At 47.9% G+C, this 16,384-nt stretch carries 15 protein-coding genes, 1 pseudogene and 1 other annotated feature; of the genes and pseudogenes, 1 reads left to right on the top strand and 15 read right to left on the bottom strand.

Annotated features, from left to right (window positions below; genetic code table 11):
- Nucleotides 1–71 precede the first annotated feature (71 nt).
- The 5 genes from DXC57_RS13560 to DXC57_RS13535 all read right to left on the bottom strand — a co-directional run bounded on the left by DXC57_RS13560 (nucleotide 72) and on the right by DXC57_RS13535 (nucleotide 7,427).
- The gene (locus DXC57_RS13560) at nucleotides 72–1,466 is read right to left on the bottom strand and encodes a polynucleotide adenylyltransferase (protein WP_118653100.1); all 1,395 of its coding nucleotides are present in this window, start codon (nucleotides 1,464–1,466) and stop codon (nucleotides 72–74) included.
- A 1-nt stretch (nucleotide 1,467) separates the two neighbouring features.
- Complete coding sequence (proS, locus tag DXC57_RS13555; RefSeq protein ID WP_022359111.1) at nucleotides 1,468–2,901, bottom strand: proline--tRNA ligase; 1,434 nt, start codon at nucleotides 2,899–2,901, stop codon at nucleotides 1,468–1,470.
- Nucleotides 2,902–3,066: 165 nt separating this feature from the next.
- Nucleotides 3,067–3,286: a binding site (T-box leader), on the bottom strand.
- Between the two features lie 235 nt (nucleotides 3,287–3,521).
- On the bottom strand, nucleotides 3,522–5,003 hold the full coding sequence (locus tag DXC57_RS13550) for an alpha/beta fold hydrolase (RefSeq protein WP_118653098.1): 1,482 nt from the start codon (nucleotides 5,001–5,003) through the stop codon (nucleotides 3,522–3,524).
- A 258-nt stretch (nucleotides 5,004–5,261) separates the two neighbouring features.
- Nucleotides 5,262–6,344: an AI-2E family transporter gene (locus DXC57_RS13545; RefSeq protein ID WP_118653096.1), complete on the bottom strand. Its 1,083-nt coding sequence runs from the start codon at nucleotides 6,342–6,344 to the stop codon at nucleotides 5,262–5,264.
- 357 nt (nucleotides 6,345–6,701) lie between these two features.
- Nucleotides 6,702–7,427 carry an RluA family pseudouridine synthase gene (locus tag DXC57_RS13535; RefSeq protein WP_118469495.1) on the bottom strand — a complete coding sequence of 242 codons (726 nt, stop codon included), beginning with the start codon at nucleotides 7,425–7,427 and terminating at the stop codon, nucleotides 6,702–6,704.
- A gap of 310 nt (nucleotides 7,428–7,737) precedes the next feature.
- Between DXC57_RS13535 and DXC57_RS13530 the strand changes: the two genes are divergently transcribed.
- Complete coding sequence (locus DXC57_RS13530; RefSeq protein ID WP_118653092.1) at nucleotides 7,738–8,445, top strand: hemolysin III family protein; 708 nt, start codon at nucleotides 7,738–7,740, stop codon at nucleotides 8,443–8,445.
- A gap of 211 nt (nucleotides 8,446–8,656) precedes the next feature.
- Here the strand turns inward: DXC57_RS13530 and DXC57_RS13525 are convergent, their stop codons facing one another.
- From DXC57_RS13525 to DXC57_RS13475, 10 genes and pseudogenes are all read right to left on the bottom strand, one after another.
- Nucleotides 8,657–10,000, bottom strand: coding sequence for an MATE family efflux transporter (locus tag DXC57_RS13525; RefSeq protein ID WP_118469497.1), 1,344 nt, complete (start codon nucleotides 9,998–10,000; stop codon nucleotides 8,657–8,659).
- Complete coding sequence (locus DXC57_RS13520; protein WP_022358569.1) at nucleotides 9,990–10,442, bottom strand: MarR family winged helix-turn-helix transcriptional regulator; 453 nt, start codon at nucleotides 10,440–10,442, stop codon at nucleotides 9,990–9,992. Before DXC57_RS13520 ends, DXC57_RS13525 begins: the two co-directional genes overlap by 11 nt.
- A 500-nt stretch (nucleotides 10,443–10,942) precedes the next feature.
- Nucleotides 10,943–11,488 carry a methylated-DNA--[protein]-cysteine S-methyltransferase gene (locus tag DXC57_RS13510; RefSeq protein WP_117796692.1) on the bottom strand — a complete coding sequence of 182 codons (546 nt, stop codon included), beginning with the start codon at nucleotides 11,486–11,488 and terminating at the stop codon, nucleotides 10,943–10,945.
- 243 nt (nucleotides 11,489–11,731) lie between these two features.
- Complete coding sequence (locus DXC57_RS13500) at nucleotides 11,732–12,640, bottom strand: radical SAM mobile pair protein B (protein WP_118653090.1); 909 nt, start codon at nucleotides 12,638–12,640, stop codon at nucleotides 11,732–11,734.
- Complete coding sequence (locus DXC57_RS13495; RefSeq protein ID WP_118653088.1) at nucleotides 12,628–13,317, bottom strand: radical SAM mobile pair protein A; 690 nt, start codon at nucleotides 13,315–13,317, stop codon at nucleotides 12,628–12,630. Before DXC57_RS13495 ends, DXC57_RS13500 begins: the two co-directional genes overlap by 13 nt.
- On the bottom strand, nucleotides 13,314–13,751 hold the full coding sequence (locus tag DXC57_RS13490) for a radical SAM mobile pair system MarR family transcriptional regulator (RefSeq protein ID WP_118653086.1): 438 nt from the start codon (nucleotides 13,749–13,751) through the stop codon (nucleotides 13,314–13,316). The genes DXC57_RS13495 and DXC57_RS13490 overlap by 4 nt, the downstream gene beginning before the upstream one ends.
- Nucleotides 13,752–13,847: 96 nt before the next feature.
- Nucleotides 13,848–14,102 (bottom strand): annotated as a pseudogene (locus DXC57_RS13485) (4Fe-4S binding protein); the annotation flags it as partial.
- A gap of 68 nt (nucleotides 14,103–14,170) precedes the next feature.
- A complete protein-coding gene (locus DXC57_RS13480; RefSeq protein ID WP_118653084.1) occupies nucleotides 14,171–15,679 on the bottom strand; it encodes a recombinase family protein in 1,509 nt (502 codons plus the stop codon).
- Between the two features lie 89 nt (nucleotides 15,680–15,768).
- Nucleotides 15,769–15,945, bottom strand: a complete 177-nt coding sequence (locus DXC57_RS15555) for a hypothetical protein (RefSeq protein ID WP_165483719.1) — start codon at nucleotides 15,943–15,945, stop codon at nucleotides 15,769–15,771.
- Nucleotides 15,946–16,078: 133 nt separating this feature from the next.
- Nucleotides 16,079–16,282: a hypothetical protein gene (locus tag DXC57_RS13475; RefSeq protein WP_044927990.1), complete on the bottom strand. Its 204-nt coding sequence runs from the start codon at nucleotides 16,280–16,282 to the stop codon at nucleotides 16,079–16,081.
- Nucleotides 16,283–16,384: the final 102 nt, after the last annotated feature.

Genomic DNA, 16,384 nt, shown 5'->3' with positions numbered 1-16,384 from the left:
ATCGTTTGTCCGGCTTGTCCTGCCGGTTCCAAACGATTTTGCCTCTTTTCTCTTTTTATTTATTAATCTTCTTATGCTTTACTGGTTTTGGCATTCTGCGATTGTTTCAACACTTCCACCTCAGCCAGAAGCCGCTCTTTCTCGTTCCAAGCCGGATTCTCCAGCACCTTTTCAAAGAGAAGATGCAGCGTTTTTCCAAGCGCCGGTCCCGGCTGGATGCCTGCCTGAATCAGGTCTTTTCCGGTTACCGCCAGAGTTTTAAGACGGATACAGTCACCGCGCTCCCGGATCTGCCTTGCAAGTGAGCGAACCATTTCCACCGCATCCATGCGCTCCGGCATCAGAACTTCCTGAAGGAGAAGCAGCCAGTCAAAGACCTTATCTTCCATCGCACTCATCGCGTGGCGGACAGCGCTTTCCTCCGGTTCCATCTGCATGAATGCAAAACGGCTCAGAATCTTCGCCTTATCGATCGTGTCGTTGTCCATCTTGAGTTCTCTCAGAACTCGGACACAAGTTCCCTCGCCCGCCGGGGCAAGAAAATACGACCAGCGCAAGGCTTTTTCTGCTGGCAGATGTGCCGCAGCAGCAGAAATTTCCCCCGCCATGTCTGTCTCACATTCATGTTTCACGAACATGTGCCCCTGCCGCGCTGCCGTTTCCGTTTTGATCGCATCCTTGTCAGCAGCCGGCACATCCTTCGAACATACTTTCTCTTCCAAACTCTGCTTTGCACAGCTTTTCTGCTTTTTCCACGCCGCAAATACCTCCGGAAATGTCTTTGAAATGTAAGGTGCCAGTCCTGCCGCCTCCGTTTTCCAGATAAATTCCGGGCGGTCGGACAGGAGTGTTTTTGTCAACTCCACCTGCACCCGTTCCTTGCTCACATGGACAAGGGAGGGCGCCAGCTCACAGAGCGCCTGCCAGGTCTTTTTCTCTATCGAAAATCCCAGCTGGGCCGAAAAGCGGACGGCACGCAGGATCCGGAGCGCATCTTCCGTAAACCGTTCTCCCGCATCCCCGACGCAGCGGATCCGGCGCGCTGCCAGATCCTCCGCCCCGCCGAAAATATCGACAATTCCCGTTTCGTGGCTGTATGCCATCGCATTGATCGTGAAATCACGCCGTCTCAAGTCCTCACGCAGTTCGGCAGTAAATACGACTTCCTTCGGGTGGCGTCCATCCTCATATTCACCGTCAATCCGGTAGGTGGTTATTTCATATCCGATATGATCACGCATGACCGTGACCGTACCGTGCTGAAGCCCGGTGTCGATCGTGTGACCGAACACCTGCTTCACCTCCTCCGGGTGCGCCGAGGTCGTGATATCCCAGTCACCGGGAATCCGTCCCAGGATCGCATCGCGGACACAGCCGCCGACTGCAAATGCCTCGTAACCATGTTCTCGCAGCTTTCCCAGGATCTCCTCGACCTGGACCGGCATTTCTATCCGTTTTGGAATCATATTAATATGCCTTACCCCAATAAACCATCTTCGTTGCCGGCTTGCCGCAGCATACGCAGGTGTCAGCCAGATGTTCCTGATTGAACGGGATGCAGCGGGAGGTTACGCCGACTACTTCTTTCAGTTTATCCTCGCACTCCTGATTGCCGCACCACATTGCCTTGATGAAGCCTGGCTTATTTTCTGCGATCTCCTTCATCTCATCCAGTGTTGTCGCTACATAAGTATGGGAATCTCTGTGTGCTTTTGCACGCTCAAACATATCGTGGTGGATGGTCTCCAGAAGCTCACCAACCTTTGCTGCGATCTCATCCAGAGATACCGTAATCTTCTCATGCGTATCACGGCGAACCAGAACTGCCTGATTTTCAGCAATATCTCTCGGTCCGATCTCGACACGTACCGGAATACCGCGCATCTCAGACTCGCTGAACTTCCATCCCGGAGATTTGTCGGAATCATCCACTTTGACACGGAAGTTGGACAGAACCTCTTTTACCTCAAATGCCTTGTCCAGAACACCCTCTTTTGCCTGCTGAATCGGAACGATCATAACCTGGGTCGGAGCTACCTTCGGCGGCAGAACCAGACCATTATTGTCACCATGAACCATGATGATCGCGCCTACCATACGGGTTGTCATACCCCAGGAAGTCTGATGAACGTATTTTAATTTATTATCCTTATCCAGATACTGGATGTTAAATGCCTTTGCAAATCCATCGCCGAAGTTGTGGCTGGTGCCGGACTGCAGTGCCTTGCCATCGTGCATCAGGGACTCGATCGTGTAGGTTGCCTCTGCACCGGCAAATTTCTCCTTGTCGGTCTTGCGTCCGCGGATAACCGGAATTGCCAGGAAGTCCTCGCACAGATCCGCGTATACATTTAACATCATCTCGGTACGCTCCTGTGCTTCCTCAGCGGTTGCATGAGCGGTATGACCTTCCTGCCATAAGAACTCTCTGGAACGCAGGAACGGACGGGTGGTCTTTTCCCAACGTACAACCGAAGCCCACTGGTTGTAGTTTCTCGGCAGATCGCGGTAAGAATGTACGTCATGTGCATAAAAATCGCAGAACAGAGTCTCGGAAGTCGGACGTACACACATTCTCTCCTGTAACGGCTCTAAACCGCCCTGTGTCACCCACGCTACTTCCGGTGCGAAACCTTCTACGTGATCTTTCTCTTTTTCCAGAAGACTTTCCGGAATAAACATAGGCAGATATACGTTCTCTACGCCGGTTGCCTTAAAGCGCTTGTCCAGTTCATTGCGGATATTCTCCCAGATCGCATATCCGGCCGGTTTGATAATCATGCAGCCCTTTACACTAGAGTAATCAGAAAGCTCTGCTTTCTTTACGATGTCCGTATACCACTGGGCGAAATCTTCATCCATCGATGTGATGGCTTCTACCATTTTCTTTTCCTTTGCCATGTCATTTCTCCTTGTTAAAAACATTTTATTGAAATCCGGCTTGCCGGATTTTGGCGCCAAGGCGCGGCTGCCATCGCAGCCATATTCCCCTGCGCCGAGTGTGCATTGTTGTTTTTTATTTCGTAGAAATAAAAAAGCCATCCGATCCCTGCTGATCGCTGCGATCAAAGGGACCGAATGGCTTAACTTCGGCGGTACCACCCTGCTTAACCAGAATTTCGTTCCGATTCTGGCTCACTTAACTTCCGTTAACGCCGGAAATACGTTGCATTTTCATGCACAGCTCCAGGGCCGGTTCAACTTTCAGGGACACAAAAGCCTCGCACCATACGGCTTTCTCTCTGGACGTGTATCAAAGTTTACTGATTCCTCTCTTCGCCTGTTTTGTTTCTTATTGTTTGATGTTCTAAAATCAAACGCCGGATTTCTTCCACGGCATCCACAAACTCAGCCGCGCAAATCCTGACAGTATTATGATTTTACGCCAATCGGTCGGGTTTGTCAAGGCTGGAACTCGCCCTTGTACAAGTCTTGACGATGCCTCGCATTTTTTACTCGGTCGTCACTGACTCGGTTGCGTTCGAACAAAAAATAATGTTTTTATCCCTATCTTACGAATCCTATTTTAATAAAATATCCTCCCGGTACATCTCCGCCAGTGACCGCAGAATCTTCGCTGTCATCCCCCAGATGATTCCTTCCTCGCGGCGGTAGAAGTAGACATCGTAATGTCCGCGCCGCCAGCGGTAATCGCGTCCGCCCGGAACATCTTCAAACGGAAATGTCTCTTCCGGCACGGTCACAAGTTCTGTTTCATATCGCTCCGGTTCATGTTCCGCGAACCAGCGGAGCGGGACAGAAAAGGTATGATCGACCTCCGCCTCGGAATATGACCAGCGGTAGCCCTGCAGCGCACCTAAAAATGGAGAAATCTCCATCGCCCCGGGCGCTTCCAGCACATCCAACGGCGCGATAACGCGAATCTGGCGGCGACTGATTAAGAGTTCTTCCATCGCCTCACGGATCGCCGCCTGCTTCGGTGTCTCGTCCCGCTCAACGGCACCGCCCGGAAAACAGATTTCTCCCGGCTGAGTTTTTAATCTTCCCGCGCGCACCTCAAACACCACGTGGTACTCCCCGCCTTTCTGAATCAAAGGTACCAGCACCGCCGCCCGACGGATCTTCTCCTTCTCCAGCCTTCCGGCTCTCCGGCTGCCCCAGACTCGGCTCATCTGCGCCAGCTCGCCGCCCTGTGTCTGTTCCAGGAATGATGCAACACATTGGTTAAATGCGTCCGGGTTCTCTGCTGCAATAAAATGGGTGCCCTCTAAAAGCCGAATCCTTGCGTTTGGCAGAGAACGTGCGATTTGGCGCGTGTGGCATTCGCGGATCATGTCGTCGCTCCCTGCTACCACAAGGACGGGCATTTTCAGGCGGTGGAGAAGTTCAGGGCGGATCCAGGGTTCATACAACATTAAAGATAGAAGCTCTTTTTTGTGTATATTTGCCTTCCGATCATTTTCCTTATTTTCAGGAATTTTTTCTTTCTGACAGCTTCTTCTCTGTTGTTTATTCAGTCCTTCCTGTCCATTCTGTTTTTCGTTTTCTTTTGAAAATTGCTTTTCTGTCCGCATTTTTCCTGCTGCCATCTGCATTTTTCCCCGTATCTGCCCGATGCCGCTTTTCTGCAGCCAGAGCTTCCCCACAACTCCCACATACTCCCGCGCCACATCCGCCAGCACGGACGGCTTCATGCCAAACGGGTTTAAGTTCGCTCCATTTAAAATCAGCCGATCGACATATCCCGGATATTTCAGTGCAAAAATCAGCGCAATATTGCCGCCGTCGCTGAACCCCAGCAAAATGATCCGCCTAAGTCCCCGGCGGTCAAGAAATCCTTTCAAATCATCAGCAAACCGCTCCAAGGTAAATGTCCCACGACCACGCGGAGATCTGCCATGTCCACGGGTGTCCACCGCAATCACGAGATATTTTGATTCAAAAAAGGATATCTGGTTCACAAAATAGGAGCTGTCCTCTCCATTTCCGTGAAGCAGCACCATCGGCTGTCCGGATCCTGACTCTTTTGTATATAAATTCACGTTTGTTCCTCCATCTTAAATGATATGCATATTTATTTCAGCTTAACATCCAGCTATCTTCCAGCAACTCTTTCTCTGCTGTTTTTCAGAACTTTTTTGCGTTTTTAATTCCTTATCTATTATATATGATCCTTTTGTCTCGCGGCAATTCTAAAAAATTCCTTCATCTCCTTAAATTTCCACATTCAAAAACAATTTCAGATCGTCCATCCACCAATACTCCACTTTTTTCCTCTTTTCTCCTCTAAAAGCGCCTACTTAATGAGCATCCGCTCCTTCGTCCGCTTCCCCATACTCCTCCACAAAATCCTTAATAATCAACAGCCCAATCGGACCCAGCAGAAATCCAAACAGACCGAACAGCTGCAAGCCCACATAGATCGCCGCCAGCGTTTCAAGCGGCGACAGCCCCATTTTCTTCCCCATCAGGTGTGCCTCCGTGAACTCACGCAGAAAATAACAGAGCAGATACAGACCGAAGAGAATCAGCGCGTGTCCCCACTCCCGCTTAAACAGGAGAAAAAGACTCCACGGCACCAGCGCCGTCCCTGCGCCGAAGATCGGCAGGGCATCCAGAACCCCGATTCCGATTCCGCCCAGAATATAATATGGATTTCCAATCAACAAAAGCCCCACCATCGAAAATGCCGAAGTCATCAGGAAAATGACCGACTGGGTTTTCAGCCATGCGCTTCCTGTCACCGCAAGGCGCCTGCCGAGCAGGAAAAATTCGCGGTGAAACATCGAATCAAACCGCCTCCGGCGCAGTTCGTCCATCTCCTGTAAACTCAAAATCGAGGCAATGAAAAATAAAACAACCACAATAACCGCGCGCACAATCCCCGCCGCAGCAGGAACTGATTTCTGAAGGAGCTGCGGCAGCAGGATCTCCTTGACCTGTCCACTGCTCTGCAAGCCTGTTCCGCGAAAGAGCTGCCCGATTTTACCGGCAGGCAGATGAAGGACTCGCTCGATCGACTGTTCAAATTGCTGTCCAAGCAGTGACAATTCCTCCATCCGTCCTGGAAGCTCTTCTAAAAAGTGTTCCAGCTCCTCCGTGAAACGCCGTCCCCCTGCTGCCAGCAGAGCGACCAGAAAAATGCTCAGCAAAATCAGCTCCACGCCCCCGATCATACCGATGGGAACGCCGATCATGCGCCCGCGGAAGGAGATTCGCAGCCGTTTTTCGAGAAATGCTGCCGATGGCTGGAGAAGCAGCGCCATCAGATACGCTGCCAGAAATGGGAATATAAGCGGCAGCAGGTAACGGAAACTCAAATACACGCCCGCCGTGACTGCTGCTGTGAGAAATGCTTTTTTCTGTTTTCTGCTGAGTGCCATCTGTCTGCTCCACCTTCCCGATTTTTTCTTTATGCCATACCCCGTTATGGTTCTATGATTTCTACAACCATCCATTCAAACAAACGTCTTTTCCTTAAATCTACACGCCCTTTTTTCCGGATGTATGGCAACGAAAAACCACAGGAAACCGATGTCAGCTCCCGCTTCTCCCGGCTCCTGCGGTCTCTTTTGTAAGCCCTCTTTAGTCGCTCCGGGGCTTACCCATGGACTTTGCCCATTTATGATTCGTACTTCCTTTGTACACACTCTAGTATGGGCAGGCTGGATAAAAATATACACGTCTTACCTTCTATTCACCCTTGATCTTTTATTTTCTTGACTTATAGAAAAGTTCGCTCACAGAACAAATTGCGGTTTGGTGGAAAACTCCATTCTTTTTCCCGTCACCGGGTGAAGGAACGATAAACGGACCGCGCACAGCGCCAGCGGTTCCCGGCGGGCACGTCCCACGGAAGCAGCCGCTGGTGCGCCATACTTGGTATCTCCCATGAGCGGTGTCCCATGCGCGGCAAACTGTACGCGTATCTGATGGTGGCGTCCTGTGTGAAGATGGATTTCCACCAGTGAACGCACGGTACCGTCTTCCTGTTCTTTTTTTTCTAATATCTGATATTCCAGCTCTGCCCGTTTCGCACCGGCGACCGACTTATCCACAATCCGGCTGGTGTTCGTTTTCCCGTCTTTCAACAGATAATCCACGTACTTACCCACATTATCCACAGGTTTTCCACATACGAGCGCCTGATAGATTTTCTCCAGTTTTCCCTCCTGTACCTGACGGCTTAAGTGCGCTGCCGCTTTCAGGTTCTTGGCATATACCATCACACCGCGCACCGGCTTGTCCAGTCGGTGGATAACTCCAACATACGGATCCACCGGGGCTGTGGACGCTTTTGGGGATAATCCTGTGGATAACTTTTTCGTCTCCTGCACCTTCCGGTGGAGATAATTTTTTATCTCGCTGACCATATCCGGCTCCAGGCGTCTTGATGTCTGCGACTCAACTCCGGCTGGTTTGACCACAACTAAAATATCTTTATCTTCGTATAATATATCTAACATAACCGATTTCCTCTCTACTTCATCCATGGATTCCCGAGCATTTTAACTTTTCAAATCATCTATGAGCCTTTTTTCTCTTCTACCTTTAAAATTTTCATATGCAAACCATTGCATATATTTATTGCCAGCTCACACGAAACGTGAAAACCTTTCGTTACTGTTCATACATTATATTATAACATATCCCATCCCCCTCTTGCATATTTTTCAGAAAAGATGTATAGTATATAAAAACATTCTATGTAGTTTTAAATACTACATATCACATTCACAATTACTTTATTGATATTACGGCAAAGGAGGTTATCCTATGATTTCTAGTCAAAAACATACATCTGACACAACGGAACTCGTTGAAACAAAGCATCATAAATTCCACGTAAAGGATCCCGGAAGCGCGCTGACGCATTTTATCGCGATGATCGGCGCGATGATCGCGGCAGTTCCGCTGCTTCACAAAGCGGCCGGAGAAGCAGATTCGCGCCATCTTGCGGCGTTGGCTGTGTTTATCGTCAGCATGATTCTGCTCTATGCCGCCAGCACGACCTACCACACCTTTAATATTTCCGAGCACGTTAATAAAATCCTGCGTAAGATCGACCACATGATGATTTTCATCCTGATTGCCGGAACTTACACACCGGTTTGCCTGATCGTCCTTGGAAATAACGCCGGTTACCGGCTTCTGGCGCTCGTCTGGGGTATCGCGATTGCCGGGATTCTCGTCAACGCGCTCTGGATCAACTGCCCGAAGTGGTTCTCCTCGCTAGTTTACATCGCGATGGGCTGGATCTGCGTGCTGGCGTTCCGTCAGATCGTACTGGCACTTCCGAAAAGCGCATTTCTCTGGCTGCTGACCGGCGGACTCATCTATACGGCTGGAGGCATTATCTACGCATTAAAACTGCCGATTTTCAATGCAACGCATAAAAATTTCGGTTCGCATGAGATTTTCCATCTGTTTGTCATGGGCGGAAGCCTGTGCCATTATGTGATGATGTACGCATTTGTAGCATAAGCGTGAAATACCCATTTCGTCTGACAGGCATTATGCCTCATACGTACACGAAATGCATACATTCAATTTTTTATGTCACATTCATTCTCCTTTCAAAAAAGGAACCGTCCTGATGCCAGCTGATAGACTGACCCAGGCGGTTCCTTTTCAATTCATTAAAAGCGTTTAAAAATTTTCTACGAAACTATTTTCTATGTTTTTACGTGCTTTCTCATGCTGCTCCTTTATCAAAGTCTCTTTTGATTTCCTTGTAATAAAGCACGATTCCCGTGACACCGACCAGCACTTCCGAGATCGGAAATGCAAACCAGGTAAAGCGCAGGTCAATCAGCGACAGCAGCCAGAAAATCGGAATCAGGCAGCAGATCTGGCGCATCACGGACAAAAAGAGGCTGATCTTTCCATTTCCGATCGCCTGGAAGAAGACCGGGGTCATCAGTGAAAATACCGCCGGAATAAAACTTGCCCCGATGATAGGGAATGCATTTTTTCCGATCGCGATGACCTCACTGCTCTTTGAAAAAACCTGGAGCAGCTGCACCGGAAAGAAAACGAAGCAGATCACACCGACCAGCATAAACACACAGGAAAATCCATAGCTGTCCCGCATAATTTCCCGGCATCTCGCATAGCTCTTGGTTGCATAGTTAAAGCTGAGCACCGGAACGATACACGTCTGCAAGCCCATCAGCGGGATAAAGAAAAACGTCTGCATTTTATAATAAAGCCCCAGCACCGTCACTGCCGAATCTGAAAATCCGGCAAGGATCGCATTTAAGATCACGATATAAACTGTAAATAATGCCTGCATAATAATCGACGCGTAGCCAAACCAGTAGATCTGCTTGATATAGAGCGGCATTTTTGTGCGCTCTGGCAATCTGCCAACCCCACCAAACGATGTGATGACCGCAGCTGCCACCTGTCCGCAGACAGTCGCATAGGCAGCACCCGCGACTCCCAGCTCCGGCACCGGACCGAGTCCGAAAATCAGGATCGGGTCAAGCACGATATTCGTCAGCGCCCCCACGGTCTGGGCGACCATCGGACGGTGCATATTGCCCCGCGACTGATGGACCTTCGTCCAGTTTCCTTCCAGAAATGCCCCGATGCTGCCGATACAGACGATCTGTCCGTAGATAACAGCACTCTCGATCGCTTCCGGGGTATTCGCACTTGTCAGGACATACGGACGCATACAGAAGATCGAGAAAATGGCAAATATAAACCAGGTTCCAAGCGCCAGAAGCGTGCCTGTTCCCGCTGTTTCTTCCGCCTGTCCCGGCATTTTCTGTGCATACAGGCGCGCCATGTAGGTATTCACGCCCACACCGGTTCCCACCGCCAGCGCAATGATGATGAGCTGCAACGGATAAATGACCGAAAGCGCCGTCAGCGCCGATTCGGAATATTTTCCCACAAAAAAACTGTCCACAATGTTATACATCGCCTGAATCAGCTGCGCCAGCATAACCGGAGGTGCGATTTGCAGCAATATCTTCGGAATTTTCTCCGTCCGGAAAAATTCTGTATCCGTTCCCGCCTTACTCTTCATCGTCCGTCTCCTCCAGTGCCTCTTCCAGAATCTGGTCATACTCCATAAACAGTTCCGTCATTCTGCGGATCTTGTCCTCTCCCAAACGTTTCGCCGCCCGCTCTTCCATCCGGCTTAACGAATATAATAATTTTTCCGAATACCGTTCGCCCTCCGGCGTCAAAACAAGCGCCTTTTCCTTCCCGGTGCTCTTTTCCGGATCCGTTACAAGAATCCCGTCCTTTTTCATCTCTGAAATCACATGGTTCACCGTCTGCCGCGGAAGCAGATACGAATCACAGATCTGCTTTTGCGTACAGAATCCGAATTCGCGGATGGTGTAAAGCACCAGCATCCGGTTATAGCTCACATTGTTATTCTTTGCCCACATCGAGTATACACCACGGCAGCGGATGATCGCCTGGTTGACCTGATCGTAAAGTTTTTGTATTTTATATTCCATAACCTTCCCCATTCAATCCCATTTGGGACTGAAAGAAGTATACGACAGGATTTTGAAATTGTCAATCTTTACTCGCTCCGCGATATCAAACCGATATGTTACAATGTACGAATAGTGATTTCCATGGTTTTTTAACTAATAGGCACGCACAATCATCGTCTTCCAGGAGCGGTCCTGGCATTTGTATTCCATCTGGATTTCTGTAAATAACATCCCCGCCTGCCTGTGAAACTTCGCAATCTTTGAAATAAGAAAAATATTCTGATGAAAATATCCTATATCGTTATTATCAAATTTGTTAACAAGGAAACAAGGCGATGGTATACTTGTTTCCATGGAAACATAATGCAGGGGGTAATATTATGAACACAGTACTTATAAATCTATTTGTTACGTATATGAAAAAGCAGGAGATACTTTCCAAACTTACGAAAGATGAGAAACTACACGGATATAATTAAATGAAAATTAATATCACAGTCAAAATTACACCTAAATGACTAAAGCGCCGTTCCTTTCTTCGGCGCAAAAAAACGACTCATATCGGTATGTTCCAGCGTAAGCAGTTCCACTTTCTTATCAATTCCACCCGCATACCCGGTCAGGCTTCCATTCGTTCCTACTACGCGGTGACATGGAATGATGATGGAGACCTCATTATGCCCCACTGCACCGCCTACCGCCTGCGCGGACATATGGGACGCATTTTGCATCTTCGCCAGCTTTTTTGCAATCTCCCCATAGGTAGTCGTCTGTCCATACGGAATTTGCAATAAAATCTGCCACACCGCCTGTCGAAATGCGGAGCCAGTCGGATGCAGCGGCGGAATAAAGTCCGGTTCTTTGCCAGAAAAATAAATATCCAGCCATCTCTTTGCCTCGGTTAAAATCGGGGATTCCTGTGAAATAGCTCCGTCTGGAAGTGTATTTGCAAAATACTTCTGCCCCTCAAACCACAGACCCGTGAGTCCGATCGCGTCTGCCGCCAGCAGAATATCGCCTAACTTTGATTTATATGTACATGTATATACTGTTTTATCCTTCACCGCGGACTCCCCCCAAGGTTATCGACTGCTTTTTTACATCCAATCGCTTTCTGCTTCCTCCAGCTTCTTCACAAGTGTATCTTTAAGAACCGTAAAAGCCAGAATAAAGCTATCGCGTATCAGCAGAATCAACTCGTCTATTTCATCCTCATTATATATATAACAGAGGTATTGCGTTATTTTAACATGAGTAACCATATCTCAGCATCATTGATAAATCCGATCTTATAACCAAGCTGGAAGTTAGCGATTTCTTTTTCCGGTATTCTCTGTCCCACGGATTTCCTCATGATAGAAATAATCTACGATCACCGGATGTCCCTGCGGGACTCTGCCATAAGGCATTTCATTATCCACAAAGACACAATCATACTTCTTAGCCATTTTCTCAGCTTTTACTTCAAGTGCTTCAAAGTAGCTGCGGTTATGCTTGTTATAGATCTCGTCGTAAAGTGGTACAAGATCAGGATATTTTCCGGCGATATAATCCATAATTGTCTTTTTGAAACCGCCTCGAAGATTGAGATTTTCGAGCCAGAACAGATCGCACTGATCCTTTACCCGCTCAAAGATTGCTTCAAAATCCGTGATACCGGGGAATACCGGGGATACGAAACAGACTGTACGGATACCGGCTTCATATACCTGCTTCATAGCAGAGATACGGCGCTCAATGCTCGAAGCAGAGTCCATATCGTTCTTGAAATTTTCATCTAGTGTGTTGATCGACCATGAAACGGTTACACGTCCAAGCTTCTTCAGCAGATCAATATCCCGTACCACAAGATCCGACTTTGTGCAGATCAGAATATCTGCGTCACTGCCGATTAACTGCTCCAGAAGTTTTCTGGTATTCCCGAATTGCTCCTCCTGTGGATTGTAGCCATCTGTCACAGAACCGATGACCACCCGCTGTCCGGCATATTTCTTCGGATTTTTAATTTCCAGCCAATGCTTCACATCAAGGAAAGTGCCCCATTCCTCCTTGTGCCCGGTAAAGCGCTTCATAAAAGAAGCATAGCAATACTTGCAGGCATGTGTACAGCCCACATAGGGATTGACCGAGTAACCGCCTACCGGCAGACTAGACTTAGTCATGATGTTCTTTGTTTCCACCTCACGAATGAGGATTCCATTTATTACTTCTTCCATGATTTCTGTACCTCTAACACTTTATTAAATTCTTCCGGCATTTCCTGAATCATATTTTCATCCCCTATGATAGGGACAAGGTCTTCCTTCATAAACACCGGAATGCCGAGCTTATGTGCCTGGTCCGCCAGAGACCATGCCCATTCCGGCTCCGTATGAATCTTCCTGCTCTGAGCTCCGGTCATGGTGCCGACAACGATCCAATTGATTCCGGAAAGGTCAACTGTGCCGGGATCGTCGAATAACGGTTCAAAGGTAACATGGTAATGTTTTGCTCTGACGTTTTTCCGAAGGGCGTCGATACGCCACAGTTCTGCTTTCCTCGTCACCGTAACGCCAAACCATGCGTTTTCCAGATCGGTATCAAAATCCAGCAAATCAGGTCGCTTGGTAAGGAACAGGAACTGATGCTGTGGATTTTCACGGATCTTTGCAAATACCTCGTCTCTCCATTCCGGCTTCCATCCGGAGAGATCGCTCATCCCGGTAAGAAGAAAGTTCTGCGGACGTTTCTTTTCCATCATCTTGAGCTTACTCGGAAAGAATTCAGGGTCAGCGAAGTCATCAATCATATGCCAGCGTTTCACGTTGTTGCGGGCATAGCAATATGTACACCCCACTGTGCAGCCAATGACGATATTCATGTTCTGAATCCGATCTTTGATACAAATACTCATGACTTCTGCCACTCCTCAAGATTCTTTCTGATGCGGTCGAGGCATTCCTCAAACCGGGTAATTTCTTCCTCTGAAAAACCTTTGTAGTAAATACTGCTCATCTCATCAGATACAGAATCGTACTCGCCCTTTAAGGCATGTGCTTTCTCAGTCAGAAACAGGAGTGTTTTCCTTTTGTCCGTTTCAGACTGAACACGGCTTATCAGCCCTTGATTTTCCATTCTTTCCAGCATCGTAGTAAGAGATGTTATCGCTAATCCGCATTTAATCGAGAGTGACCTGATTGAGATACCATCCTCCTGCCACAGCACATAAAGAATACGTCCCTGGGCTCCATTAAACGCATCGATATTTTTTTCGCTGAGAATCTTCTCAAAAATCCGGTCACCAAGCTGTTTTATTTTGGTGACAAGAAATCCGCCATTTGTTTTCATGCAAAAGCTCCTATATAGTAGTTTATAAAATCATACTATATAGGAGCTTTATTGTCAAGAGCTTGTATGTTTGAATAGAGGTAAACTGGAATTTGATTAAAGTGCCTTCTTAGGGCAATTCTTCACGCACTCCATACATAATATGCATTCTGTGGCATTCTTTCGTTTTCTTGAATTATTTGTAACTTCAACATCCATAGGGCAAAGCCTTTCGCATTTTCCACAGTTAATACATTTTGTTTTATCGCAACAGATACGAAACAGAGAATAATAGCTTATTGGCTTTAAGAAAACAGTTATTGGACAAATATATTTACAGAATGCTCTATTATCCTTAAATGTAAAAGCCAATGTAAACATCGGTGTACAAGGGGTACAAACGAGATAAAATAGAAATGAGGGGCGATAGAGCGGAAATATCAGATTTTCCACTCTATCTGAACACGGTCGCTGGTGGCCTTGATTGTAGAGATCAAACCATCGGCGGCTTTTCTTTTGTCGTCAAAATCTATGCTGTCCCAGTTGTCGAGATAATAGGATAACTTCTTTATCTGCTGGGGAGATATGGTTTCAACGCTCAATTCAGCGATTGCCTTTGAAATGGTCTGGCGTCGGGTGTCCAGTTCTTCAATTTTTTTGTTAGCGTAGGCAAGCAAGGTCGCATTGGCTCCGGTCAGCGTATCCAGCAGCTTTTCAATTTCTGCCTCCACCTGTGCCAGCTCCACTTGATAGGCGGTCAGTTTCGGATTGACTTTTTCCTCCCTGCCGTGGAGTATCTGAAAATCTTTGAACTTTTCCTGCATGGTCGAGAAAATGAATTGCTCAAATTCTTCTTTGCGGATTTTCCCGCAGCCCGGACAGCCTTTGTTTTCCGTCCGTTTGGTACAGCGGAAATAGCCGGTGCTGTTTGGTACATGGGTGGCTTTCAGAGCATACCCACAATGCCCGCATTTGATTTTTCCGGCCAGCCAAGTGTTCTTCGGTTTCCGTCCCTGCTGGAAGGTGGTATTTTCCATAAGTTTTTTCCGGCATTTCAGCCATGTGTCAGAGGAAATGAGTGCTTCATGGGGAGCGATAACAAGTATCTGGTCTTTTAAGCACCTGTCCTTGTCCTCTTTCACATCCCGCCCCTGATAGAGATAGCAGCCGTTTGTTCCGGCAAAGTCAGAAGCGTCATTGACAATCGCTGCACCCTGACTCTTGAAAAATTCGTACAGCTCCAAATCGGCCTGTGCGTAAACGGGGTTTCTTAAAAGCTGGGAAAGAAATGTACGGAACATGGATTTTCCATAAATTTTTATGTCATGTTCCTCGAAGTATCGGGTAATATCTCCGAAGGAGGTTTCCGGTTCAGCGTACATTTCAAACATCAGCCGAACATGGTCGGCGGCTACGGGGTCGGCAACCATTTTCTTTGTGCGGATACCCTCTACCACAGTAGGCTCTAACTGATAACCGTATGGCGCCTGCCCGCTCATGTGAAAGCCTTTCAAGCAACGGGAATAGTAGGCGTCCGTGACGCGCTTCTGGATTGTCTCACGTTCAAGCTGGGCGAATACAATGCAGATATTCAGCATGGCCCGGCCCATCGGGGTCGAAGTATCAAACTTTTCCGTGGATGATACAAACTCCACATCGTACTCTTGAAACAGCTCCATCATCGTTGCAAAGTCCAGAATAGAGCGGCTTATACGGTCCAGCTTGTACACGATGACCCGCCGGACCTTTCCTTTGCGGATCTCGCCCAGCAGCTTTTGAAACTCCGGTCTGTCCGTATTCTTACCGGAATAGCCTTTGTCCTTAAATACCCGGCAGCTCCCGCCTTTCAATTCATACTTGCAAAAGTCGATCTGACTTTCAATGCTGATACTGTCCTTGCGGTCTACTGACTGTCTTGCGTAAATACAATCTTCTCTGATAAATTCCATATTGGGCTCCTTTCCTTGCTGGAATGGAGCTACCAACCTTACAACTATATTATACCATCAGCAGCCCCGGACAACAATGTTGCGAATGATTAGGGAAATCTGTCTCCATATTTGCGGAACACCTCATAAAGACAACGCTCAATTTCTTTTTTGCGCTGTGCTTTCTCCTTCGGGGGAAGTACCGGCGTGAGGCTTTCCAGCACAATGATCTTCCCTTGAAATGCGACAGACTTTGTTTCTCGTTCATAAGTGACAGCTTGCGTCATTGAAAACCTCCTTTGCGAAAGTGCGTGTATATGCCTGCCTTTCCCACTTGTCCCGTGGGGAAATGTCAAAAGACGGCACCCAGCAGGTGCCGCCCTTTGAGCTTTCTCCACTTCGGGTCGATGTGACCCGAGGTCAGTAAGGACTGGAATGGTACTTTTCTTTGGCGTCCTCCACGCTGTTGAGGTCAAATACTTCATAAAGCTGCCCCACAACACGCCGTATATCTTTCTTTGAAAATCCGCAGTCCTCCATTGCCATAATGACATAACCACGGCAGGCGTCATTGCTCCATTCGTCCGGTTCCAAGCCGGGGATCATTCCAAACGCATTTCCCATAAAGTGCTCCTTTTTTGAAAAGATGGGGAGCCACGCCGGATCGGTTGGCCTATCATCAGACAGCATTGCCGGGGGCTCCCCATAGGTTTTCATTTCATTTCA

This window comes from Clostridium sp. TF06-15AC (assembly GCF_003481165.1).
GTDB classification, from domain to species: Bacteria; Bacillota; Clostridia; order Lachnospirales; family Lachnospiraceae; genus Otoolea; species Otoolea fessa.
The sequence above is the reverse complement of the archived record's forward strand: the minus strand, read 5'-3'. Positions and strand labels throughout refer to the sequence as shown.